The organism is Streptomyces nymphaeiformis (assembly GCF_014203895.1).
GTDB lineage: Bacteria > Actinomycetota > Actinomycetes > Streptomycetales > Streptomycetaceae > Streptomyces > Streptomyces nymphaeiformis.
The window spans coordinates 611,787-633,419 of the sequence record NZ_JACHJY010000004.1; the positions used below are offsets into that span (position 1 = coordinate 611,787).

The 21,633-nt window shown below is 70.6% G+C and carries 19 protein-coding genes and 1 tRNA gene; 14 read left to right on the plus strand and 6 right to left on the minus strand.

The window, feature by feature from the left end:
- The first annotated feature begins 40 nt into the window (after positions 1–40).
- The gene (locus GGE06_RS16905) at positions 41–1,387 is read left to right on the plus strand and encodes an NsdA family TPR-like regulatory protein (RefSeq protein WP_184931168.1); all 1,347 of its coding nucleotides are present in this window, start codon (positions 41–43) and stop codon (positions 1,385–1,387) included.
- On the opposite strand, the gene GGE06_RS16910 is transcribed toward GGE06_RS16905, so the two are convergent.
- The 3 genes from GGE06_RS16910 to GGE06_RS16920 all read right to left on the minus strand — a co-directional run bounded on the left by GGE06_RS16910 (position 1,365) and on the right by GGE06_RS16920 (position 3,454).
- Entirely contained in the window at positions 1,365–1,898 is a 534-nt protein-coding gene (locus tag GGE06_RS16910) for an NUDIX hydrolase (protein ID WP_184931169.1), read from the minus strand. The genes GGE06_RS16905 and GGE06_RS16910 overlap by 23 nt on opposite strands.
- 168 nt (positions 1,899–2,066) lie before the next feature.
- A complete protein-coding gene (locus GGE06_RS16915; protein ID WP_184931170.1) occupies positions 2,067–3,158 on the minus strand; it encodes an LPO_1073/Vpar_1526 family protein in 1,092 nt (363 codons plus the stop codon).
- The gene (locus tag GGE06_RS16920; RefSeq protein WP_184931171.1) at positions 3,158–3,454 is read right to left on the minus strand and encodes a hypothetical protein; all 297 of its coding nucleotides are present in this window, start codon (positions 3,452–3,454) and stop codon (positions 3,158–3,160) included. Before GGE06_RS16920 ends, GGE06_RS16915 begins: the two co-directional genes overlap by 1 nt.
- Positions 3,455–3,999: 545 nt before the next feature.
- Between GGE06_RS16920 and GGE06_RS16925 the strand changes: the two genes are divergently transcribed.
- Entirely contained in the window at positions 4,000–4,917 is a 918-nt protein-coding gene (locus tag GGE06_RS16925) for a hypothetical protein (protein WP_184931172.1), read from the plus strand.
- Between the two features lie 315 nt (positions 4,918–5,232).
- Complete coding sequence (locus GGE06_RS16930; RefSeq protein ID WP_116159890.1) at positions 5,233–5,427, plus strand: antitoxin; 195 nt, start codon at positions 5,233–5,235, stop codon at positions 5,425–5,427.
- A 76-nt stretch (positions 5,428–5,503) separates the two neighbouring features.
- On the opposite strand, the gene GGE06_RS16935 is transcribed toward GGE06_RS16930, so the two are convergent.
- Positions 5,504–6,769 (minus strand): hypothetical protein, encoded by a 1,266-nt coding sequence (locus tag GGE06_RS16935; RefSeq protein ID WP_184931173.1) that lies wholly within the window; start codon positions 6,767–6,769, stop codon positions 5,504–5,506.
- A gap of 403 nt (positions 6,770–7,172) precedes the next feature.
- Between GGE06_RS16935 and GGE06_RS16940 the strand changes: the two genes are divergently transcribed.
- From GGE06_RS16940 to GGE06_RS16985, 10 genes are all read left to right on the plus strand, one after another.
- Positions 7,173–7,688, plus strand: coding sequence for an O-acetyl-ADP-ribose deacetylase (locus GGE06_RS16940; protein WP_116165412.1), 516 nt, complete (start codon positions 7,173–7,175; stop codon positions 7,686–7,688).
- 441 nt (positions 7,689–8,129) lie between these two features.
- Positions 8,130–8,435 (plus strand): hypothetical protein, encoded by a 306-nt coding sequence (locus GGE06_RS16945; protein ID WP_116159888.1) that lies wholly within the window; start codon positions 8,130–8,132, stop codon positions 8,433–8,435.
- A gap of 173 nt (positions 8,436–8,608) precedes the next feature.
- On the plus strand, positions 8,609–9,775 hold the full coding sequence (locus GGE06_RS16950) for an acyl-CoA dehydrogenase family protein (RefSeq protein WP_116159887.1): 1,167 nt from the start codon (positions 8,609–8,611) through the stop codon (positions 9,773–9,775).
- Positions 9,772–10,686, plus strand: a complete 915-nt coding sequence (locus GGE06_RS16955; protein ID WP_184931174.1) for a bifunctional MaoC family dehydratase N-terminal/OB-fold nucleic acid binding domain-containing protein — start codon at positions 9,772–9,774, stop codon at positions 10,684–10,686. Before GGE06_RS16950 ends, GGE06_RS16955 begins: the two co-directional genes overlap by 4 nt.
- Position 10,687: 1 nt before the next feature.
- Entirely contained in the window at positions 10,688–11,722 is a 1,035-nt protein-coding gene (locus GGE06_RS16960) for an acyl-CoA dehydrogenase family protein (RefSeq protein ID WP_184931175.1), read from the plus strand.
- Positions 11,722–12,105 (plus strand): MaoC family dehydratase, encoded by a 384-nt coding sequence (locus tag GGE06_RS16965; protein WP_184931176.1) that lies wholly within the window; start codon positions 11,722–11,724, stop codon positions 12,103–12,105. Before GGE06_RS16960 ends, GGE06_RS16965 begins: the two co-directional genes overlap by 1 nt.
- Positions 12,102–13,268 (plus strand): lipid-transfer protein, encoded by a 1,167-nt coding sequence (locus GGE06_RS16970; RefSeq protein WP_116159883.1) that lies wholly within the window; start codon positions 12,102–12,104, stop codon positions 13,266–13,268. Before GGE06_RS16965 ends, GGE06_RS16970 begins: the two co-directional genes overlap by 4 nt.
- A 52-nt stretch (positions 13,269–13,320) precedes the next feature.
- Positions 13,321–14,439, plus strand: coding sequence for a DUF1906 domain-containing protein (locus GGE06_RS16975; protein WP_221518129.1), 1,119 nt, complete (start codon positions 13,321–13,323; stop codon positions 14,437–14,439).
- Positions 14,440–14,581: 142 nt separating this feature from the next.
- Positions 14,582–15,127, plus strand: a complete 546-nt coding sequence (locus tag GGE06_RS16980; protein WP_116159881.1) for a SigE family RNA polymerase sigma factor — start codon at positions 14,582–14,584, stop codon at positions 15,125–15,127.
- 133 nt (positions 15,128–15,260) lie between these two features.
- Positions 15,261–16,913, plus strand: coding sequence for a long-chain fatty acid--CoA ligase (locus GGE06_RS16985; RefSeq protein WP_116159880.1), 1,653 nt, complete (start codon positions 15,261–15,263; stop codon positions 16,911–16,913).
- 80 nt (positions 16,914–16,993) lie between these two features.
- Here the strand turns inward: GGE06_RS16985 and GGE06_RS16990 are convergent, their stop codons facing one another.
- Both GGE06_RS16990 and GGE06_RS16995 read right to left on the minus strand, forming a co-directional pair.
- Positions 16,994–20,680, minus strand: coding sequence for a PAS domain-containing protein (locus GGE06_RS16990; RefSeq protein ID WP_184931178.1), 3,687 nt, complete (start codon positions 20,678–20,680; stop codon positions 16,994–16,996).
- A 112-nt stretch (positions 20,681–20,792) separates the two neighbouring features.
- On the minus strand, positions 20,793–21,257 hold the full coding sequence (locus tag GGE06_RS16995; RefSeq protein ID WP_376773554.1) for an SSI family serine proteinase inhibitor: 465 nt from the start codon (positions 21,255–21,257) through the stop codon (positions 20,793–20,795).
- Positions 21,258–21,440: 183 nt separating this feature from the next.
- Between GGE06_RS16995 and GGE06_RS17000 the strand changes: the two genes are divergently transcribed.
- A tRNA-Ser gene (locus tag GGE06_RS17000) sits at positions 21,441–21,531 on the plus strand.
- Positions 21,532–21,633: the final 102 nt, after the last annotated feature.

Consider the following 21,633-nt stretch of genomic DNA (forward strand, 5'->3'; position numbering starts at 1 on the left):
AAGTGCAGCGATCCGTAGTCCTCATGCCGGAGCGTGCCCGATGCCCGAGCCATCTCGCTCGAAGGAACTCCCGGTCAGCCTGCTCACGGACCCAGTGATGATCGAGGCATGCCAGGCCAGAGACTTCGGCCGCATCTTTCAGCTGGTCAAGGCACGAGCAGGCATCTATCCGTCGATGATTGCGCGCCGCTGCGACTTGACCCCGAGCCGCGTGGGCGAGGTGATCGCCGGACGGCGGCAGTTGCTGCACATGGACGTGATCGAACGGATCTCGGACGGACTGCGCATCCCCGGGCACATGCTCGGCCTTGCCCGTCGTTCCTGGGAGACGCCGCCCAGCCTGACGGCCATGCCCCGCGAACCGGCCGAGGTACCGGCCTCAGCCGTCGAGTCGCTGGCCGCCGGACTACCGGGGGCGGACGTCGACAGCATCCTCGCCCTGGCGGCCGAGCGCGATCTCAGCCCGTCGACGCTGGACGCATTGCACTCGTCGATCGCGGACTACTGGCGCCGGGACGACGAGCACGGCGGCGAGACCTTACGGCCGGCGGTCGTCGGCCAGCTCCGCTACGTCGTCGATCTCCTCAAGGAGCAGCGGCCGGCTCCTCTGCGGGACGGTCTGCACAGCATTGCGGCCGAGCTGGCCCGGCTCACCGGATGGACTTACTTCGACGCCCGCCAGTACAACCAGGCACGTGCCTACTTCACCGAATCCCTCGGCTTGGCCAAGGCCATCGACGACCGCCAGTTCATGGCCAACGTCCTCGCCTGCATGAGCCTCCAGGCCACCTACCAGGATAAGCCCGGCGACGCCCTCGCACTCGTCACGGCCGCCCAGGACCAGGCCCGAACGGCCGCGGGGACGACACCGCGCGTGCTGGCCATGCTCGCGATGCGCGAAGCCTTCGCCCACGCCACCCTCGGCAACCATGGCGCGACCCACACCGCGATCTCGGAAGCCCACACCCAGTTCGGCCGGATCAGCACCGGCGATCCGGATCCGGCCTGGGTCGCCTATTTCGACGAGCCGAAGTTGATCGTGGACACCGGCATCGCGCACGGCCGTTTGGGCGAAGCCGCCCTGGCCGAGCCCCTCATCGCGGATGCTCTTCGTCGAGAACATCAGTCGAACCACCGAGGCCGGGCCTTCCATGCCTTCTGGCTCGCCCGCACCCAGCTCCAGCGCGGCAAACTCGACGAGGCGTGCCACACCGCCATGGATGCTCTGGCCCCGGCGGCGGCCGTCAGCTCGCAACGAGTCGCCGGCCACCTTCGGGAGTTCTACGAGCAGCTGGAGCCCTTCCGTCGGGAACCGGCCGCGGTGGCGTTCGAGTCCCGGCTCCGGGAAGTGCTGCCCCGTCAGGTCAGCGGATCGCCTCGTCCATGAGCACGTAGAGCAGCCCGACCAGGGAACCGCTGCTGACGATCTCGCGCCGGTCGATCATGCCCCGCACGTCGGCCAGCGGGATCCACTCGATCCGGTCCGACTCGTTCTTCTCGGTCGGCGGACCCTCGTACGTCGCCCCGTCGGCCCGGAAGACGTGGTGCTGGGAGTCGGTGATGCCGTTGGCCGGCTCGGCGTAGATCAGCGGCTTGACCGGGCCGGGGCGCCAGCCGGTCTCCTCCAGTACCTCACGGGCCGCAGCATCGGCCGGCGTCTCGCCCTCCTCGACCAGGCCCATGGGTAGCTCCCACGCCCAGGCATCCGTGATGAAGCGGTGCCGCCACATCATCAGGACCTCGCGCCGCTCGTTGACCACGGCGGCCACGGCCAGGTGCCGCAGCTTGACGACGTGGTGCTCCCAGCGGTTCCCGTCCGGCGTCTCGACGTCGGTGAGCCACAGGTTCACCCAGCTGTTCTCGTAGATCGGACGTTCCCCGTGGATCTTCCACTGCATCGCTACGGCCCCTCTCGATCGACCTCAAGCATCGCAGAGCAGGCGGGGCCCTGTGACTGTCATCTGGCAGTCAACGGGGCCGATTTGCTGCCTAATATGGTTACTCTCTGGGCCGAGGGGCTGAATCGGTTCGACACCGGCCTGGGCTTGGCGGACATCCTCGGAGCATCAGGCGAAACGTGGTCTGACCCTTGGGATCTCCTTCAAGAGAGATTCGAAGGGCAAGTCGAATTCTGGAACTGCTCGCCGCATGTTCGCGTGGCCGATGGCCGAGCCTATTGCAGTGTTGAGATAGCCCGGGATGCCCAAAGCGTTACATAGGTCAAGGCTATTGGCTAGCTCTGCCGACTCGGCGGAGAGAATTTTTTCGATCTCGTGTTCCGTGAGAACTGGTCCCATGAGTGCACGCATCGCTGTCTCTTCGAGGTCTTGCATTCCGTGGACTTCGAGGAGATTTAGGAGGTCTACCCTAGTGATGGCGTTTACCGAGTAACGGTACTCGTCTGGTTCTTTCAATTTAGCGATAGGGGTGCCTATCAAAAGGTGGGCATCGATCATCTCCTTGTTCGTGAATCCCCGATTAAAGAGCCCGGGAAGGTTCATTCCGGTGTACTTGCCCAGCGTCAGAGTTCCCATGGTAGGGATGAGGCAACCCAAGCCTGCAAGGTAATCCAGATCCGATGGCATGATTGACGCGATGCCGTCGGTGAATGGTCTCAGCATCCCAGCGATTGCTGATGCGACTTCGTTGACGCTGCTCACCTGTGCTGGCGTGATTTGCTTCATCAGGAGATTGCAAGAGAGAAGAGCTAGGTGCGGCCCAGAAAGGCTCTCCGCCAGTTCTACCGCCTTGGAGATGGCTAGTTGCGCGGTGCTTCTCTGTTGGCTATATTTCAGTCGCTCTGAAAGCAGCTCGATCAAAACATCGCCAAGTTCAGGATCCCCGCTTTTGGCATAACCTGACTGGGCGGAGAACAGCGCAGACTGTATTCCAGGGTCATTTAGTTGACCAAGGGGAGGATCGTCCCAGCCGTAGATCCCTTCAATGAAGTGATCGGTGAACTCTCCCGCACGAAGTTGGGCAGTTCTCCAAGCCTCATTGGCGAGCCTGGTGAAGTTCTTTTCAAACACCTCCATGGCTGTTTCCCTTGCGATGTCCTTCGCGTCCCGATATCCAATCCCGAGATGGATCCCCCCGCCAGCCTGAAAGTTGATCGATTTATCTCCGCTTGATTGCCGCTGAGTGAGCCACTTCCTCATCACGGACTGCCAAATCTATTGTCATTGCCGATCGTAAGGTCGGACCCGGCTTGGATGTTTACGGAACTCGCACCGCTTTGCTGCGACTGTCGAGTGGGGCCGCTCTGCGCATTAATTCCACGCGCACTGAATAGCTGGTGAAATCCTATGGCAGCGGCAATAAGGCCGAAGATGGCGCCGACTACGCTGCCTAGCATCGAGGCTTTTTCGAACCCGAGCCACACGCTGAGGCCGATGATTCCGATACCGATAATGGCAGTTCCGCCCCAAAGCATCCGCCGTTGAGTGATCGTCATGCTTCAAGTCTCCATGTGCTCCCGTGGTTTGTCAGCTGTTTGATGGAAGAGGTGGGCTCGGCTGGCACTCAGCGTCGGTCCTTCTTGGGTTACCCCAAGTCGGTGAGGTGCTTGCATGCGACGACCAAGTCGACTGGGGCCCGTGGCTTTGGGGACTAGAGAGGGTTTCACGGCGTGCCGGCCCTGTGGCGGGGAAGGCGGCCAGTGTGCTTGAGAGGTCGTCCGCCATATTCGCAGATGGGGGAACCTCCGAGGCCAACTTTCAGAAGGGCGCACCTTGAGCGCCGTCTACCTGTAATAATGCGCAAATGAATTCTTCGGCAGCGGTAGAGTTGAGCCCTGGCTCTCTTCGAGCGATCGTTCTTGATGCGAATGCTTTCGGTAAGGGGCTACCCAACCTAGATCTTCTGCACCGATTGGCTGATCTGGCTACCCGTGTTGGCATTGAGACGTGGGTGCCTGAGCCTGTGGCATGGGAGTGGGCTGAACATCTGTCCCGAGAGGTTGAGGCTTTTCGTGTGACAGTCCCTTCTATATTTCGCACCATGCAGAAAGGGCGCCTTAAAGCAAAAATGCCAACTTTGCCCCCGGGGGGTGGCGAGGGGATTTCTCAGGAGTTCCTTGGGAATCTTGCTGCTGTTCCAGGCATCACTCTCGTCAAACTCACTGGTGACTCAGCGATCGAAGGGCTGCGTGATCAGATACTTCAAACTGGGCCGGGACGCCGCAAGGATGGAGTCAAGACCGGCGCGTCTGATTCTGCTTGGTTGAGGGACGTTCTGCGCAAGGCCGGGGGAAACTTTGAGAGCGTTGTCCTCCTCAGCAGCGATCGGGATGTTGTGGCGGCATGCAGAGAGCTGCGCGTGAATCCACCGCGCATGCTGAACATTCATGACCTAAATAAGACCCTCTTTCGGTTCGTGAGTGGACCTGAAGGGTTGTCTCGTAGGATTGCGCTGCACTTTACCAAATTGATCTCCGACCTGCGGGCGAACACCTATGACGGCTGGGTGGAGCCAGATATTGATCTCGGTCATTTCGATGCGGATCCGAGCTTCCTTTTGGAAGACCTCCAAGGGGCTCAATTCCAGGTTCACGGTGTCACGCTCCGCCATCTGCACGAGGTTCTTAGTGTGACGGATATCGGAACCGCATCTGATCTCGACGAAGAGTGTGGTGAAGGCGAATCCGGAGTGCTTAGAGATCTCACCCTGGATGCAGTTGTTGAATTTCGTGCAGATGTTGATGTTTCCATCTATGATATTGACGCCGATGGTGAGATTCAGATGGATGTCCACTCGCTCTACGATGTGAGAATTATTGCTTCCCTTCTTATTGAAATCTCGAAGGGGGTAATTAGCTACTGCACCCCGCTAGCGAACTCTCGTATCGAAGCCCTAGAGAAGCCTCAACGGCTGGAGCCATCGCTGACACCATGGCCGGCGGGCCCCGTGTTCAAGTGACACGTACCCGGTTGTTCCTTGTTGGCGTAGCGCTGGAGCCGGTGGACCAGGTGTGGACCACGTTGGAGAGCACCCGGGCAAGGAAGAGGGAAAAAGCCAGTTCAGGCGAGTGAAGTTGTCCGTACTACAACCCTCTTGAAAACCGTCGAGGCAGCGATGTCTCCGTGGGTTCAAATCCCACACCCACCGCGCACGCCGAAGGCCCCTGACCGACATCGTCGGCCGGGGGCCTTCGCCTTGGGCGGTGCCTCCGGATGCGGTTTCGGTGGGGGCCCCTGATGCTGAAGGGGCTGGAACACCGCTAGGAGGACCAGGATGTCTGTGCTGGACAAGCTCAAGGGAATGCTGAAGGGCCACGAGGACCAGGCCGCCCAAGGCATCGACAAGGCCGGTGACTTCGTCGACGGGAAGACGCAGGGCAAGTACGAGAGCCAGGTCGACACCGCCCAGGAGAAGCTCAAGGAGCAGCTGGGAGACGAGGGCCGGGGGCAGGACTCCCCGCCCCGGTAGTGGTGTACCGGTGGTGAGGGGTGTCCCGGAGTCGCTCCGGGACACCCCTCGCGCCGGTTGAGGGGCTCGGGCGGGTTCAGGGGTGGCTGCGGGCCTGTGGGTTGTTCAGGCAGAGGGCGATGTTGCGGACCGCTGCGGTGAGTTCCTCGATCACCCGGGCCGCCTGCTCCGCGTTGTGGAAGACCGGGCGGTTCGTGAGGGAGCGGCTCAGTTCCTCCGCGGCCCGGACGGCGGGGCCGGCGTCCTCGGCGGCCGCGGGAGGGGCCGCGGGCGCGGGTGCCGCGCTCTGAGGGGGAGGCGGGGGAGCGGCGGGGTACGGCTCGGGCTCCGTGCGGTAGCCGTCGAAGGACGGCGAGAAGGTGCCGGAGCCGACGGCCAGGGAGGTGTGCGCCTCCTGCTGGACGTGCGGGACCGCGAAGTGGTCCTGTCCGTGCTGGGGAACCGGGGCCTGCCCGTGCTGGAGGACCGCGAAGTGCTCCTGCCCGTGCGGGGGAACCGAACCCTGTCCGTGGTGGGAGACGTGAACCTGGTCGTGCTGCGGGAGCGGGGCCGGTGCCTGCCCGTGCTGGGGGACCGGGGTCTGGGACTGGCGGGCCCGGGGCAGGACCAGGTGGTCGAAGCCCGGGAACGCCTGCGTGGTCGGGTGCGTGGCGGGCTGGGGGTACTCGCTCTGCCACTGCGCGCGGTAGTACTCCACCTGGTCCTCGCAGGAGGAGCGGGAGTGGAAGACCGCGGTGTCGTCGCCGAGGTCCGGGTACCAGAGGTTGGGGCCGGGGAAACGCACGGTCCGCATGCGGGGCTTGATCTGCTCGGCGCACCCCATGCAGCAGCCCTCCGGCACGATGAGCGGGATGCCGCCGCTCTGCTCCGGACGCCGGGGGCCGCCCTCCGGGCGGTTCTCCCCGTGCTGGCAGGGCGGGAGTTCGCCGCAGGCCCGGCAGACGGCGTAGTGCTCGGGGAGGACCTGCCAGTCCAGGCTGGCGGGGGCGCACCAGTGCTTCACCGCCGACCGGGGCAGGTTCTCGTCGCGCAGTACGAGCACCACCGGTCGCCTGTAGAACTCGGCGCGATCGGGGGCCGGTTTGAGCGCCTGGTTCTCGGCCCGCCGCAGTTCGTTGGCGTGCCACCACAGTTCCACGTGGTCGCGCCAGGCCTTCTCATAGGATTTCGGCCATGAGTTGCCGGGGTAACCGGTGATCTCCAGGACGCGCCACGCCCGCCGGTCCAGCACGACGATGGAGCCGGCCCGGAGTCGCAGATGTGTTCCCTTGCCGTCCTCGTCCGGCCAGTTGTGGCGGCCGATGAGGGTGGGCTGGTCAGGGAGCCACCTGCGAATCTGCATGACACGCTCCTAGGCGATGAAACCTCGTAGTTTCAACTGGGGCAGTAGATGACATTCTGAACAATTTAGGCGTCGGCTTGGGGTTAGACACGCGCACGGCGTTGATCGATCGAGGGCCGGAAACGCCTTCTGAGCCGGGTATTTAGCTTCTCCCGCCCGGCGGGCTCCGGAGGCGCGCGTCCCCCCGGGCGGCCGCCGCGGAGCCGGGCCGCGGCGTCCTGACACCCACTCGTACGCGTGACGCCGCTTCCCGCGGTGTCAGCCCGTACGTATGCATCCTCCCGTGCGGTGGCCGCCGACGGCTCCGGACGGGGGTTTCCCGCTCCGGAGAGGTGGTAAAGCGACTGCTCCTCCGCGGACGGGGCCGGTAGGGTCCGGGGACCGAGGAGACGGAGGAGTGGAGATGCGCGTCGTGCTGGTGCAGGGGGACATCACCGCCGAGGCGGTGGACGCGGTGGTCAATGCCGCGAACTCCTCGCTGCTCGGCGGCGGCGGGGTCGACGGCGCCATCCACCGGAAGGGCGGCCCCGAGATCCTCGCCGCCTGCCAGGACCTGCGCCGCTCCCACTACGGCAAGGGCCTGCCGACCGGGCAGGCCGTGGCGACCACGGCGGGGCGGCTGCCGGCCCGGCACGTGATCCACACGGTCGGTCCGGTCTGGTCGCGGGACGAGGACCGCTCGGAGCTGCTCGCCTCCTGCTACCGCGAATCGCTGCGGGTCGCCGACGAGTTGGGGGACCGCACGGTCGCCTTCCCGGCCATCTCCACCGGGATCTACGGCTGGCCGATGGCGGACGGCGCCCGGATCGCCGTCGAGACGGTGCGGGCGGCCCGTACCGAGGTCGAGGAGGTCCGCTTCGTCCTCTTCGACGCGGCGGCGTACGGCGCCTTCGAGGCGGCCGTGGGGGACGACTCGTAGGCGTCGGTCCTCGCCGTCGAACACCTTCCCGCTTTCAGGCGTGCTGTTCGGTTCCTCCGGGCGGAAGACGCGCCGGGGGCGCGCCGTCATGCCGCGCCGAAAGCGGGACCGGCCGGAAATCTGCCGGAACGCTTCCTCCCTTGCGGCACACCGGCCGTGCCGTCCCCGGCCCCCTTCCGCCCGTGTGAGCTGCGGCTTTCCTCGGGCTGCCGGGGTTTATCTGCTTGTCCTCACGCTTGCGGGGGAATCGGTCGCTCCGGGGTGGTTCGCCGGGGATTCGGTGGGCAACTCTGGATTCGCGACGTCGAGCACAACGACCGGGGCGGTCGGCCAACTGCCTTGGACATGGCCGTGGTTCAGAGTTCCTGAGCAGTTCCTGCAGTAGTTCCGAAACGCAGTTCCGTGCACCAGCATCAGCTTTCAGTTCCCGGAGGAACAGACATGGCAAGCATCCGTACCGCCCGTGTTCTCGCCGCTGTCGCCGCCCTGCCCCTCGCCGCCGCGCTCTTCACCGGGGTGGCCCAGGCCGACAACGGCGGTTTCGCGGACGACGGATCGAACACGAGCGTCGCCTCGATCATCGGCAGCGGAGTCGGCGGGGCCAACTTCGGCAACGCGACCACGACGCAGCAGGTGGCGACCGGTTCCGGTGCCTCCAACCAGAACAACACCGCGAGCGTGAACGGCTCGGCCTTCACCCACATCGACCAGTCCGACAACGTGGTCAACTTCCACCCGTGGTGGTGACCGGCAGCACGGCGACCGGCCCGACGGGGGGCGTGACCGTGGTGTGAACGACGGCCCGCGCGGCGGTACTTCGGTACCGGCGCGCGGGCCGTCGCGCGTTCGCGCGCCTTGACACGGATGTGGAATCTGACGGACAGTCAGAAACCTCAGTCGTCCCACGGGAGGCCGTCGCCGTGCACCTCGCCCCGACCGAGCGGCAGCTGCGGCTGCGCGCCGAGCTCCGCGCGTACTTCCGGGACGTGATGCCCGACGGTCCGCCGCCCGCCACCGACACCGCCGCACAGCGGCGGCTGCTCCGCCGGATCGGCGCCGACGGGCTGCTCGGCCTCGGCTGGCCCGAGGAGTACGGCGGGCAGGGGCGCGGGCCCGACGAGCAGTTCGTCTTCTTCGACGAGGCGTACCGGGCGGGCGCCCCCGTCTCGATGGTCACCCTCAACACCGTCGGACCCACGCTCATGGCGTACGGGACCGAGGAGCAGAAGGCCTTCTTCCTGCCCCGGATCCTGCGCGGCGAGACCGTCTTCGCCATCGGCTACAGCGAACCCGGGGCCGGCACCGACCTCGCCTCGCTCCGTACCCGGGCCGTACGGGACGGGGACTCCTGGCTGATCGACGGGCAGAAGATCTTCACGTCCAACGCCCAGAACGCCGACTGGATCTGGCTCGCCTGCCGCACCGACCCCGGCGCGCCGCCGCACCGCGGGATCTCGATCGTCCTCGTCCCCACCGACTCCCCCGGCTTCTCCTGGACCCCGATCGAGACGGTGGGCGGACTGACGACGACCGCCACGTACTACGACGGGACACGGGTCCCCGCGGGCAACCTCGTCGGGCCCGAGCACGGCGGCTGGGGCCTCATCACCAGCCAGCTCAACCACGAGCGGGTCGCGCTCGCCGCGATCGGCATGCAGGCCGAGGACTTCTTCGCGGCCGTCCTCGACCGGGCGCGCACCCCCGATCCGGTGACGGGCAGGCGGCGCATCGACGAGCCGTGGGTCCGGATCCGGGCCGCCGAGGCGCACGCCCGTCTGGCCGCGACCCGCCTGCTGAACTGGCGTCTCGTGGGTGACGTGGGGGCCGGCCGGCTGGCCCCGGGGGACGCGAGCGGCGTGAAGTTCGCGGGAACCGAGTCGGCGGTGGAGGTGTACCGCATCTGCCAGGAGATCGCGGGCGGTCCGGGGACGGTGCGGGCGGGATCGCCGGGGGACCTCGACGGCGGGGAGCTGGAGCGGATGAACCGGGCCGCGCAGATCAACACCTTCGGGGGAGGCGTGAGCGAGGTGCAGCGCGAGATCGTCGCGAGGATGCGGCTCGGCATGAAGGCGAGGGGCCGGCGATGAGCGGCACGGACGACGCGCTGTACGAGCGGCTCGCGGCCTTCGAGGGGCTGCCCGCCGCCACCGCCTGGACCGGCAAGGACCCGGTCAACCTGCCCATGATCAGGCACTGGTGCGAGGCCATGGGGGACGAGCACCCCGCCTACCGGGGACCGGACGCCGTCGCGCCCCCGACCATGCTCCAGGCGTGGACGATGGGCGGCCTCTCCGGGCACACCGACCGTTCCTCGGCGTACGAGGAGCTGTTCGCCCTCCTCGACGGCGCCGGATACACCTCGGTCGTCGCGACCGACTGCGAGCAGGAGTACCTGCGGCCGCTGCGCCCCGGGGACGAGATCGGCTTCGACACCGTCATCGAGTCCGTGTCGCCGCGCAAGACCACCAAGCTCGGCACCGGCCACTTCGTGACGACCCGGACGGACGTCCGCGCCGGCGGTGAACTCGCCGGCACCCACCGCTTCCGCATCCTCAAGTACGCCCCCGCCGCCCGGCCGTCCCCCGAGGCCGAGAAGCCCCGCCGCCCCCGGCCCGTGATCAACCGGGACAACGCCGGGTTCTGGGAGGGCGTGGCCGGACACCGGCTGCTGATCCAGCGCTGCGGCGACTGCGCGGCCCTGCGCTTCCCCTGGCTGCCGGGGTGCGCCGACTGCGGTTCGCGGGAGTGGGACACGGTCGAGGCGAGCGGCGTCGGGACGGTGTTCTCGTACGTGGTGATGCACCACCCGTCCTTCCCGGCCTTCGAGCCTCCCTACGCGGTCGGGCTGATCGAGCTCGCCGAGGGCGTGCGGATGATCAGCAACGTGGTGGGGGTGCCGTACGACAAGGTGCGGATCGGGATGCCCGTACGCCTTGAGTTCCTGCGGGTCGACGAGGAGCTCGAACTCCCCGTCTTCCGCGCGGGAGGGGAGGACTGACATGGACTTCACCCCCACCGAGGAGCAGGAGGCCGCCCGGGAGCTCGCCGGGCGGATCTTCGCCGACCTCTCCACCCACGAGCGGCTCAGGGCCGCCGGGACCGGCACGGACGCCGAGCTCTGGAAGGCGCTGTGCGCCGCCGGGCTGCCGGGCGCCGTCGAGGAGACCGGCCTGCTCGGCCTGGTCCTGCTCCTGGAGGAGCAGGGGCGCAGGACGGCGCAGGTGCCGTTCGCCGCGAGCTGTGTGTACGGCGTCCTCGCCGTCGCCCGGCACGGTACGGAGGAGCAGCGCGCCCGGCTGCTGCCCGGTCTGCGCGACGGTACGGCGGTGGTGACGGGCGCGCTCCCGGCACCGGGCACGGTCGCGGCGGCCGACGGGAGGCTCAGCGGCGCCGTGGACTGGGTGCCCTGGCTCAGGGGCGCCACCCACGTCCTCGTACCGGACGAGGAGCGCGCCCTCTGGCTCGTCCGCACCGAGGACGCGGCCGCCGTGGAGGCCGTCGAGCTCACCGCGCCCTGGTCCGCGGCCCGGCTCGTCCTCGACGGGACGCCGGCCGAGCGGCTTGGGCCGGCGGACGCGGGAGCCCCGTACGACGACGTGCTCGCCGCCGCGCGGATCGCCTTCGCCGGGCTGCAGGCGGGGGTGTGCGCCGGTTCGCTCGCCCGGGCCGTGGAGTACACCTCCGTGCGGGAGCAGTTCGGGCGGCCGCTCTCGACCCACCAGGCGGTGCAACTGCGGGCCGCCGACGCCCACATGGACACCGAGGCCATCCGGGTCACGGCCTACGAGGCCGCCTGGCGCTTCGACGAGGGCCTCGACGCCGCCGGGGCGGCCCTGACCGCCGCCTGGTGGGCCTCCGAGGCGGGCAAGCGGGTCGTGCACGCCGGGCAGCACCTCCACGGCGGCACGGGCGCGGACCTCGACCACCCCGTCCACCGGCACTTCCTCTGGGGCCGGCAGCTCGACGCGTACCTGGGCTGCGGCACCGAACTCCTCGCCGGACTCGGCGACCTGCTCGCAGAGAGGGACCTGTGATGAAGCCCGGGGACGAGCTGCCGCCGCTGGCCATCCCGATCACCCGCACCCTGATCGTCGCCGGGGCCGTGGCCTCCCGCGACTACCAGGACGTGCACCACGACGCCGAGCTGGCCCGGGAGAAGGGCTCCCCGGACATCTTCATGAACATCCTCACGACCAACGGGCTCGTCGGCCGGTACGTCACCGACCACTTCGGCCCCCGGTCCGTCCTCCGCGGGGTCGCCATCCGGCTCGGCGCCCCCAACTACCCCGGAGACACCATGATCCTCACCGGCACGGTCACCGACGTCGACGGGGACACGGCGAGCGTCCGGGTCGTCGGCGCCAACGGGCTCGGGCACCACGTCACCGGGACGGTCACCGTGGAGGTGGCGCGATGAGCGTCCGCGGCCGGGACGCGCTCGGCGGGCGGGCGGCCGTCGTGGGCATCGGGGCGACCGAGTTCTCCAAGGACTCCGGCCGCAGCGAACTCTCCCTCGCCGTCGAGGCCGTGCGCGCGGCCCTCGACGACGCCGGGCTCGGCCCCGCCGACGTCGACGGCCTGGTCACCTTCACGATGGACACCAACCCCGAGATCACCGTCGCGCAGGCGTCGGGGATCGGCGAGCTGTCGTTCTTCTCCCGGGTGCACTACGGGGGCGGTGCCGCCTGCGCCACCGTGCAGCAGGCCGCGCTCGCCGTCGCCACCGGGATCGCCGAGGTCGTCGTCTGCTACCGGGCGTTCAACGAGCGCTCGGGGCGCCGCTTCGGCTCCGGGGTGCAGCAGCGCGAGCCCTCCGCCGAGGGCGCCGCGCTCGGCTGGCAGCTGCCGTTCGGGCTGCTCACCCCGGCCTCCTGGGTCGCCATGGCCGCCCAGCGGTACCTGCACGCGTACGGCCTCACCCCGGACGCCTTCGGGCACGTGGCGGTGACGGACCGGCGGTACGCGGCGACCAACCCCGCCGCGTACTTCCACGGGAAGCCGATCACCCTCGCCGACCACGCCGCCTCGCGCTGGATCGTCGAGCCGCTCCGGCTCCTCGACTGCTGCCAGGAGACCGACGGCGGCCAGGCGATCGTCGTCACCTCCGTCGAGCGCGCCCGCGACCTGCCGCGGCCGCCCGCCGTGATCCTGGCGGCGGCCCAGGGCGCCGGGCGGAAGCAGGAGGCCATGACCAGCTTCTACCGGGACGGTCTCACCGGGCTTCCGGAGATGGGCGTGGTGGCCCGTCAGCTCTGGCGGACGTCGGGGCTCGTGCCCTCCGACATCGACGTGGGGATCCTCTACGACCACTTCACCCCGTTCGTCCTGATGCAGCTGGAGGAGTTCGGCTTCTGCGGGCCCGGGGAGGCGGCCGGCTTCGTGGCGGCGGACGCGCTCCCGCTGAACACCCACGGGGGGCAGCTCGGCGAGGCCTACCTGCACGGCATGAACGGCATCGCGGAGGCCGTGCGGCAGATCCGCGGCACGTCGGTGAATCAGGTGCCCGGCGCGGCCCGGACTTTGGTCACGGCGGGCACGGGGGTTCCCACGTCCGGGTTGATCCTGGGCACGGACGGCTGAGGCGACGGCCTGAGCGGTGGCCGGGCCGGGCGGGCGGTTCTTCACTCGCGCCATGAGCACTCGCACGCCGCCGGCACCCGAAGCCGTCCCCGCCCCCGAAGCCGTCCCCGCCCCCGCATCCGGAGCCGTCCTCGCATCCGGAGCCGTCCTCGCACCCCGCCCGGTCGCACCGCCGGCACCGGGGACACCGGTCCGTCCGCACTCCGCGCCGCCTCCCGGGGCGCGGGCGCGGGCCGTGGCCGCCGCCCTGACGGCGGCGCTGGCCGGGACGGTCCTCCTGAACGCCCCGCCCCCGCCACCGTCGGGGGCCGTCGCGTCCGGGGCGCCCGCCGCCGCCACGGCGACCCGCGCGATGGCCGGGGCCGGGGCCCCCGGCGGAGCCGCCACCACCCCCGTCACCTTCTCCGGAAAGGCCTTCGACACCTGCGAGGCGCCGTCCCTCACGGTCATGAAGGCCTGGCGGGGATCCCCGTACGGGGCCGTCGGGATCTACTTCGGCGGGCGGGGGCGCGGCTGCCCCGTGCAGAAGGAGCTCACCCCCGCCTGGGTCGCCTCCGCGCACGCCATGGGCTGGCGGCTGCTGCCGCTCTTCGTCGGCTCCCAGGCGCCGTGCGTGGACTCCCTCGCCAAGCGGAAGTACGCCATCGGCAGCAACCCCACGAGCCAGGGCACCAAGGAGGGGGGCGACGCGGTGAAGGCGGCGAAGGCCCTCGGGATCGGCACGAGCAGCCCGCTCTACCTCGACATCGAGGCGTACCGGCGGGGTGACACGGGCTGCGCCGCGACCACCCTCGCCTTCGTCCGCGCCTGGAACCGCGAGGTGCGGCGCCTCGGCTACCTGCCCGGCTTCTACAGCAGCGCCGACACGGGCGTGCGGGACATGGAGAAGCAGCGGGTGGCGGGGACGAAGGACCTGCCGGACGTGATGTGGTTCGCGCGCTGGCGGGGGGTGCCGGCGCTGCTCACCGAGTCGGTGCTGCACCCCGAGGCCTGGACGCCGCACGCCCGGATCCACCAGTACGTGGGGAACGTGACCGAGACGTACGGCGGGCGCACCCTCGCCGTCGACCGCAACGCGATCGACGCGCCCGTCGCCCGGGTCACCACCCCCGCCGCGTTCGCGGCCCGCGTCCCCGTGCCCCTGTCGTTCGTGGACTCCCGGCGCCCCTGACGGGGGCGCCGACCCTGACGCGGGTGACCCGGGTCTCCACCCAGAGGAGGTGCAGCCGTCCCCACCCCTACAACCTGAGGCGGACGGCGGTTCGGGACCTGGGGCCGATCCGCCGGGTCCCGTGCGCTCCTAGCGTGGAGTCATGACTCCGCCACCCTCTGGCCCCGTCTGCGCCGGTGCCTCGCAGTACGCGTCGTTCCCGACCTTCACCTCGTACGTACGGGCGCGTGGACCCGTGCTCCTGCGCACCGCGCGCTCCCTCACCGCGAACCCCTCGGACGCGGAGGACCTCCTCCAGACCGCGCTGGCCAAGACGTTCATGGCCTGGGAGCGCATCGAGGACCACCGCGCCCTGGACGGCTACGTCCGCCGCGCGCTGCTCAACACCCGTACGTCCCAGTGGCGCAAGCGCAAGGTCGACGAGTTCGTCTGCGAGGAGCTGCCGGAGCCGTCCGGTCTCCCGGAGCCGGACCCGGCCGAGCGGCAGGTGCTGCACGACGCGATGTGGCGTGCGGTCCTGAAGCTGCCGGAGCGGCAGCGGCAGATGGTGGTGCTGCGGTACTACGAGGACCTCAGCGAGGCCCAGACGGCCGAGGTGCTCGGGGTGTCGGTCGGGACGGTGAAGAGCGCGGTGTCCCGGGCGCTCGGGAAGCTCCGCGAGGACCCGGAGCTGACGCCCGTACGGTAGGACGCGCCGCTTGTCGACTCACGCCAGTAATCACTGGCAATTCACGTACTCCCGGGTAGTGACATACCGCTTGGTATGTGCGCAGAATCTCCACACCCCTTCTGCCACGTAGCGCCCACCGGGAGGACGCCCCGTGTACAGCACCATGCAGGACGTACAACTGAACGTGAGCCGCATCCTCCAGCACGGGATGACGATCCACGGGAAGTCCACCATCACCACCTGGACGGGCGAGCCGGAGCCGCAGCGCCGCACGTTCGCTGAGGCCGGAACGCGCGCGCACCAGCTGGCCCACGCCCTGCGCGACGAACTCGGCGTCACCGGCGACCAGCGCGTGGCGACCCTCATGTGGAACAACGCCGAGCACGTCGAGGCGTACTTCGCGATCCCCTCCATGGGCGCGGTGCTCCACACCCTCAACCTCCGCCTGCCCCCCGAGCAGCTGGTGTGGATCGTCAACCACGCCGCCGACCGGGTCGTCCTCGTCAACGGCTCCCTGCTGCCCCTCCTCGCCCCGCTGCTCCCGCACCTGCCGACGGTCGAGCACGTCGTCGTCACGGGCCCGGGCGACCGCTCCGTCCTGGACGGCGCGGCCCCGCGCGTGCACGACTACGAGGAGCTGATCGCCGGCCGCCCGACCGCGTACGACTGGCCCGAGCTGGACGAGCGCACGGCCGCCGCGATGTGCTACACCTCCGGCACCACCGGGGACCCGAAGGGCGTCGTCTACTCCCACCGGTCCATCTACCTGCACTCCATGCAGGTGAACATGTCCGAGTCGATGGGGCTCACCGCCAAGGACACGAGCCTGGTCGTCGTCCCGCAGTTCCACGTCAACGCCTGGGGCCTGCCGCACGCCACCTTCATGACCGGCATCAACATGCTCATGCCGGACCGCTTCCTCCAGCCGGCGCCGCTCGCCGAGATGATCGAGCGCGAGAGGCCGACCCACGCGGCCGCCGTCCCCACCATCTGGCAGGGCCTGCTCGCCGAGGTCACCGCGAACCCCCGCGACCTCTCCTCGATGACCCAGGTCACCATCGGCGGTGCCGCCTGTCCGCCCTCCCTCATGGAGGCGTACGACCGGCTCGGCGTCCGCCTCTGCCACGCCTGGGGCATGACGGAGACCTCCCCGCTGGGCACGATGGCCCACCCGCCGCACGGCCTCACGGCCGAGGAGGAGTGGCCGTACCGCGTCACGCAGGGACGTTTCCCCGCCGGCGTCGAGGCGCGCCTCGTCGGCCCCGGCGGCGAGCACCTCCCCTGGGACGGCGAGTCGGCGGGCGAGCTGGAGGTGCGCGGCACCTGGATCGCGGGCTCGTACTTCGGTGGCATCGACGCCGAGGAGATCCGCCCCGCCGACAAGTTCAGCGAGGACGGCTGGCTCAAGACCGGCGACGTCGGCGTCATCAGCCCCGACGGCTACCTCACCCTCACGGACCGCGCCAAGGACGTCATCAAGTCGGGCGGCGAGTGGATCTCCAGCGTCGAGCTCGAGAACGCCCTGATGGCGCACCCGGCGGTCGCCGAGGCCGCCGTCGTCGCGGTGCCGGACGAGAAGTGGGGCGAGCGCCCGCTCGCCACCGTCGTCCTCAAGGAGGGCGAGACGGCCGACTACGAGACGCTGCGGGCCTTCCTCGCCGACGAGGGCGGCATCGCGAAGTGGCAGCTGCCGGAGCGCTGGGCGATCGTCCCGGCGGTGCCGAAGACGAGCGTCGGCAAGTTCGACAAGAAGGTCATCCGCAGGCAGTACGCGGAGGGCGAGCTGGACGTGACCCAGCTGTAGCGAACAGGAACGGGAACGGGAGACGGGGAGGGCCGAGGCCCTCCCCGTCTCCCGTTCCGGTCGGTGCCGACCGGTTGGTTCTAGTTGGTGCCGATCTTCGCGAGCAGGTCGACGATCCGCGCCTGGACCTCGGCGCTGTTCGACCGCTCGGCGAGGAACAGGACCGTCTCGCCGGAGTCCAGCTTCGGCAGCTCCTCCTCGACGAGGTCGGCCGAGGTGTAGACGACGAGCGGCGTGCGGTTCAACTGCCCGTTCGCGCGCAGCCAGTCGATGATCCCGGCCCGGCGGCGGCGCACCTGCATCAGGTCCATCACCACCAGGTTCGGCCGGGTCTGGGTGGCCAGCATGACCGCCTCGGCGTCCGTCTCCGCCTGCGCGACCTGCATCCCGCGCCGCTCCAGGGTGGTCGCGAGCGCCTCCGCGATGGATTCGTTCTCCTCGATCAGCAGGACCCGGGACGGGTGCTGCTCGCTGTCGCGCGGAGCGAGCGCCTTGAGCAGCACGGCGGGATCCGCGCCGTACGCGGCCTCCCGGGTCGCCTGCCCGAGCCCGGCCGCGAGCAGCACCGGCACCTCGGCGGCGACGGCGGCCTGACGCAGCGACTGGAGCGCCGTCCGGGTGATGGGCCCGGTCAGCGGGTCGACGAAGAGCGCGGCCGGGAAGGCGGCGATCTGCGCGTCGACCTCCTCGCGGGAGTGCACGATCACCGGCCGGTAGCCGCGGTCGCTCAGCGCCTGCTGGGTGGAGACGTCGGGCGCGGGCCAGACGAGCAGCCGGCGCGGGTTGTCCAGGGGCTCAGGGGGCAGCTCGTCGTCGACGGGCTGCGGGGCGGGCCGGTTGGCGACCTCGACCGCGCCACCCGGGCCGTCGAGCGGCTCGGGCCCCTCGGCGGAACCCTCGGCGGGCGCCCCTATGGCGTACGCGCGGCCCTCGGCCGGGGTGTCGTTCGGGGAGGGCGCCGGCGCGGTCGGCTGCGGGTGCGGCCTGGCCTCGGCGGGCGCGGGCGGCGCGGCCGGGACCGGCGGGTCGACCGCGGGCGGGGTGGCGAGCCTGCGCCGCCGCCCGGAGCCGTTGGAGGGCGCGGGCACGGCGGGAGCGGCCGTCGGGGCCGGCGGGACGAAGGGGACGCCCTGCCCGAGGGTACGGACGCTGAACGCCCGCCCCTGGGTCGAGTCCTTCGACACGGTCATCGGCATCGGCAGCTCGGGAGGCAGCGGTACGGAGCCGGTGCCGGTTCCGGTGCTGTTGCCCGGCGCGGGCTGCGCGGGCTCCGGTGCGGCCTCCGTCGCGGTCTCCGGCCGCGGAAACGCCACGGCGCGCCGCCGTCCGGTCGGCTCGACGGCCGTCGGCGCCCCGGCCTGCGGCTGTACGTGCGGGTGGGGCTGCGGCGGCGTGTGGCCGGCGTCCGGGACGCCCCGTACGGCTTCGTGCCGCCCCTCGTCGGAGACCGGCGGCGGACCGGTCACGGGAGCGGCGGCCGGGAGCGCCGGCTCGGCCTCGCGGTCGGCCTCGACGGGCCCGAGCGCGAACGGGGTGCGGGGCCCGGCCTCGGCCGCGGCGGCCCGCTCCTGCGCGGCGGCCAGCGCACGCCGGCGGCGGCCGCTCGGCTGCGCCTCCTCGACGGGGGCGGAGGCGACGGCGGGCAGCGCGAGGGCCAGGGCGGGAGCCCCCGCCGGCTCGACGGCGACGCCCTGCGGCGGCACGGCCGCGCCGAGCGCGGGACGCCCCTGCGCGCCCTCGGCGGCGGTCACCACGGAACCCTCGGCAGGGCGGCCACGGCGGCGCCCGGTGGGCTCCACGGGGGTGCCGGAGGGCACCGGGGGGTCCACGGCCGCGTTCTGCTGGGCGGGGATCAGCTCGGCGGGCTCTCCCGTACGGGCACGGCGGCGCCCGCTCGGCTCGGCACCGCCCTCGGGCGCGACCGCGCTCTCCAGGAAGGCGTCCGTCGAAGCACGCCGGGCCCGCCGACGCCCGCCGCCGGAGGTCTCGGGGCCGGGGATCGCGGCCGGAGCCGGGTGGGCACCGGAACCCGCGACCGTGGCACCGGCGGGGGCCCCGTCGGGCGCCGCGCCCGGAGCCGTACCCGCGCCGGGGAGCCCGCCGGGAGCCGCGACGGACGGCGTCTCGGGGACGGGGTCCCCGGAGGCCTGCGCCGGGAGCGCGAGGGCCGCGCGTGCGCCGGCGGGCGCGTCGCCCGGCTCCGGCGCGGGCGCGGGGACCGTGCCCCGGCCGGCCCCGAGCGGCACCTCGACCACGTACGCGCCGCCGCTCGTCCCCGGCACCTCGTGGGTCTGCACGACACCGCCGTGCGCCGCCACGATCCCGCGCACGACGGGCCCGTGGACCGGGTCGCCGCCCGCGTACGGGCCGCGGACCTCGATCCGTACGACGTCACCGCGCTGCGCGGCCGCGACGACGATCGTGGAGTCGCTCGGGGTCCGCTCGGCCTTGCTCTTGCCGGTCGCGTCGACGCCGGCGACGTCCGCGACGAGGTGCGCGAGGGCGGTCTTCAGGCGCGCCGCGTCCACCTCGGCCTCGATCGGCGGCGCGTGCACGGCGAACTGGGCGCGGCCGGGCCCGATCAGCTCGACGGCGCTGTCGATGCCGCCGGTCACGATCCCGTCGAGCAGCACCACTTCTTTGGCCAGCTTCTCGTCACCGGCGTCGAGCCGCTGGTAGCCGAGGACGTTGTCGACGAGGGCGGTCATCCGGGCGTACCCGGCGGCGAGGTGGTGCAGGACCTGGTTGGCCTCGGGCCACAGCTGCCCGGCGTCGTCGGCGGCGAGGGTGCCGAGCTGGGTGCGCAGCTCCTCCAGGGGCCCGCGCAGCGACTCGGCGAGGACGGCGGTCAGCTGCTCGTGGCGGGCGGCGAGGGAGGCGTACTTCTCCGCCTGGGCCTCGCGCTCCGCCGCGTGCCGCTCGGCGCGGTCGGCGAGCTCGGCGGCGTGCTCCTCGACGAGCTGCTCGTACGGCCTGCGGTCGGTGAAGGTCATCACCGCGCCGACGAGCTGGTCCCCGTCCCGCACCGGAGCGGTCGTCAGGTCGACCGGCACCCGGTCGCCCTTCTTGGCCCACAGGACCTGCCCGCGGACCCGGTGCTTGCGCCCGGACTTGAGGGTGTCGGCGAGCGGCGACTCCTCGTACGGGAAGGGCTCGCCGTCGGCGCGCTTGGCGAGGATCAGCGGGTGCAGCTCCTGGCCGCCGAGCTCTCCGGCGCGGTAGCCGAGGATCTGCGCGGCGGCGGGGTTCACGAGGACGACCCGGCCGTCCGTGTCGGTGCCGACGACGCCCTCGGCAGCGGCGCGCAGGATCATCTCGGTCTGCCGCTGCGAGCGGGCGAGTTCGGCCTCGGTGTCGAGCGTGCCGGTGAGGTCGCGGACGACGAGCATGAGCAGCTCGTCGCCGGTGTAGCCGCCGTACGAGTCGTAGGCCTCGCGGCCGTCCTCCAGGCTGGCGTTGGACACCTCGACGGGGAACTCGGAGCCGTCCGTGCGGCGGGCGATCATCCGGGTCGGCTTGGTGCGGCCCCGCTCGTCGGCGCCGTCGGGCCGGCGCATGGAGCCGGGGATGAGGCGCGAGTCGAAGGTGGGCAGCAGATCGAGGAGGCCGCGGCCGACGAGCGCGGTGCCGGGCGTCTCGAACATGCCGAGGGCGATGGTGTTGGCGTTGACGACCGTGCCGTTGCAGTTGACGAGCACGAGGCCGTCGGGGAGGGCGTCGAGTATGGCTGCGAGGCGAGCAGCGCCCCGGGATGGCCTGCTGCTCACGACGACGCTTCCTCCCTGACGCACTGCACGTGCTCGCCCTATCGGCCCGGCCCCATCTTGCCCCTCGGGCCGCAGCCTGTCACTGAGGGGAGTCTAAGGGAGCCTCCGGGCGTCACCCCCGGGCGAGGGGAAGCAGAGGCTCCAGATTTTCCCAACGGTCGATTTCGCACCCGTTCGCCCGGGAGAACCGGGCGTCGACCCGACGGCCCTGCCAGGTGCCGGTGACGTGGGCGACCGCGGGCCCGCCGTACACCTGGGTGCACATCTGTCCCTCGGGCACGGGCGCAAACGGATCTCCACCCTCTCTCCCCAACTGCCCCAGCCGCCTGCAGGCGTCCTCGGCGGCCGGGTGGTCGCCCTCGACGGGGTCGCCACAGGTCAGCCGGAAGGTGCCGTCGGCGTCGCGGTGCCCGCTCCTCTCCACGGTCACGGTCAGGCTGTCGGGGGACGAGAACAGGTTCAGCGGCGGCAGGGGGCCGAGACCGGCGGCCCCCACGGCGGCGGTGGCGAGGGACGCGAGGACGAGACTGCGCAGCATGCGGATCTCCAGGAGCGCGGAAGGACGACGGGCGCGCACGCACGACACGCCCCTCCCCTCTAACGCTCCGCCCGCCCCGGCGTTGCGCAACCGGGGTGCGCCGGGCGGGGGCCGGGCTTTGCCCTGGACCCCGAACGACCGGTACGGTGAGAATCGATTGGTGACAGCCGGTTCGCCTGTGTCATCATCTGCACGCACCACCCGCGCATGCGCACGGTGCGAGGAGGCGTCGCCTAGTCCGGTCTATGGCGCCGCACTGCTAATGCGGTTTGGGTCTTAAAGCCCATCGAGGGTTCAAATCCCTCCGCCTCCGCAAGACGATCGAAGCCCCGGCCCTTGAGGCCGGGGCTTCGATCGTTTCTGCGTGCCCGCGCCCCTGCGCATCCGCACGCCCGCACCCTTGCGCAGACCTGAT

Excerpts from the sequence above, each read along its gene's own strand:
- GGE06_RS16905 (WP_184931168.1), top strand. The coding sequence starts at position 41 with ATGCCCGAGCCATCTCGCTCGAAGGAACTCCCGGTCAGCCTGCTCACG.
- GGE06_RS16910 (WP_184931169.1), bottom strand. The coding sequence starts at position 1,898 with ATGCAGTGGAAGATCCACGGGGAACGTCCGATCTACGAGAACAGCTGG.
- GGE06_RS16915 (WP_184931170.1), bottom strand. The coding sequence starts at position 3,158 with ATGAGGAAGTGGCTCACTCAGCGGCAATCAAGCGGAGATAAATCGATC.
- GGE06_RS16920 (WP_184931171.1), bottom strand. The coding sequence starts at position 3,454 with ATGACGATCACTCAACGGCGGATGCTTTGGGGCGGAACTGCCATTATC.
- GGE06_RS16925 (WP_184931172.1), top strand. The coding sequence starts at position 4,000 with ATGCAGAAAGGGCGCCTTAAAGCAAAAATGCCAACTTTGCCCCCGGGG.
- GGE06_RS16930 (WP_116159890.1), top strand. The coding sequence starts at position 5,233 with ATGTCTGTGCTGGACAAGCTCAAGGGAATGCTGAAGGGCCACGAGGAC.
- GGE06_RS16935 (WP_184931173.1), bottom strand. The coding sequence starts at position 6,769 with ATGCAGATTCGCAGGTGGCTCCCTGACCAGCCCACCCTCATCGGCCGC.
- GGE06_RS16940 (WP_116165412.1), top strand. The coding sequence starts at position 7,173 with ATGCGCGTCGTGCTGGTGCAGGGGGACATCACCGCCGAGGCGGTGGAC.
- GGE06_RS16945 (WP_116159888.1), top strand. The coding sequence starts at position 8,130 with ATGGCAAGCATCCGTACCGCCCGTGTTCTCGCCGCTGTCGCCGCCCTG.
- GGE06_RS16955 (WP_184931174.1), top strand. The coding sequence starts at position 9,772 with ATGAGCGGCACGGACGACGCGCTGTACGAGCGGCTCGCGGCCTTCGAG.
- GGE06_RS16960 (WP_184931175.1), top strand. The coding sequence starts at position 10,688 with ATGGACTTCACCCCCACCGAGGAGCAGGAGGCCGCCCGGGAGCTCGCC.
- GGE06_RS16965 (WP_184931176.1), top strand. The coding sequence starts at position 11,722 with ATGAAGCCCGGGGACGAGCTGCCGCCGCTGGCCATCCCGATCACCCGC.
- GGE06_RS16970 (WP_116159883.1), top strand. The coding sequence starts at position 12,102 with ATGAGCGTCCGCGGCCGGGACGCGCTCGGCGGGCGGGCGGCCGTCGTG.
- GGE06_RS16975 (WP_221518129.1), top strand. The coding sequence starts at position 13,321 with ATGAGCACTCGCACGCCGCCGGCACCCGAAGCCGTCCCCGCCCCCGAA.
- GGE06_RS16980 (WP_116159881.1), top strand. The coding sequence starts at position 14,582 with ATGACTCCGCCACCCTCTGGCCCCGTCTGCGCCGGTGCCTCGCAGTAC.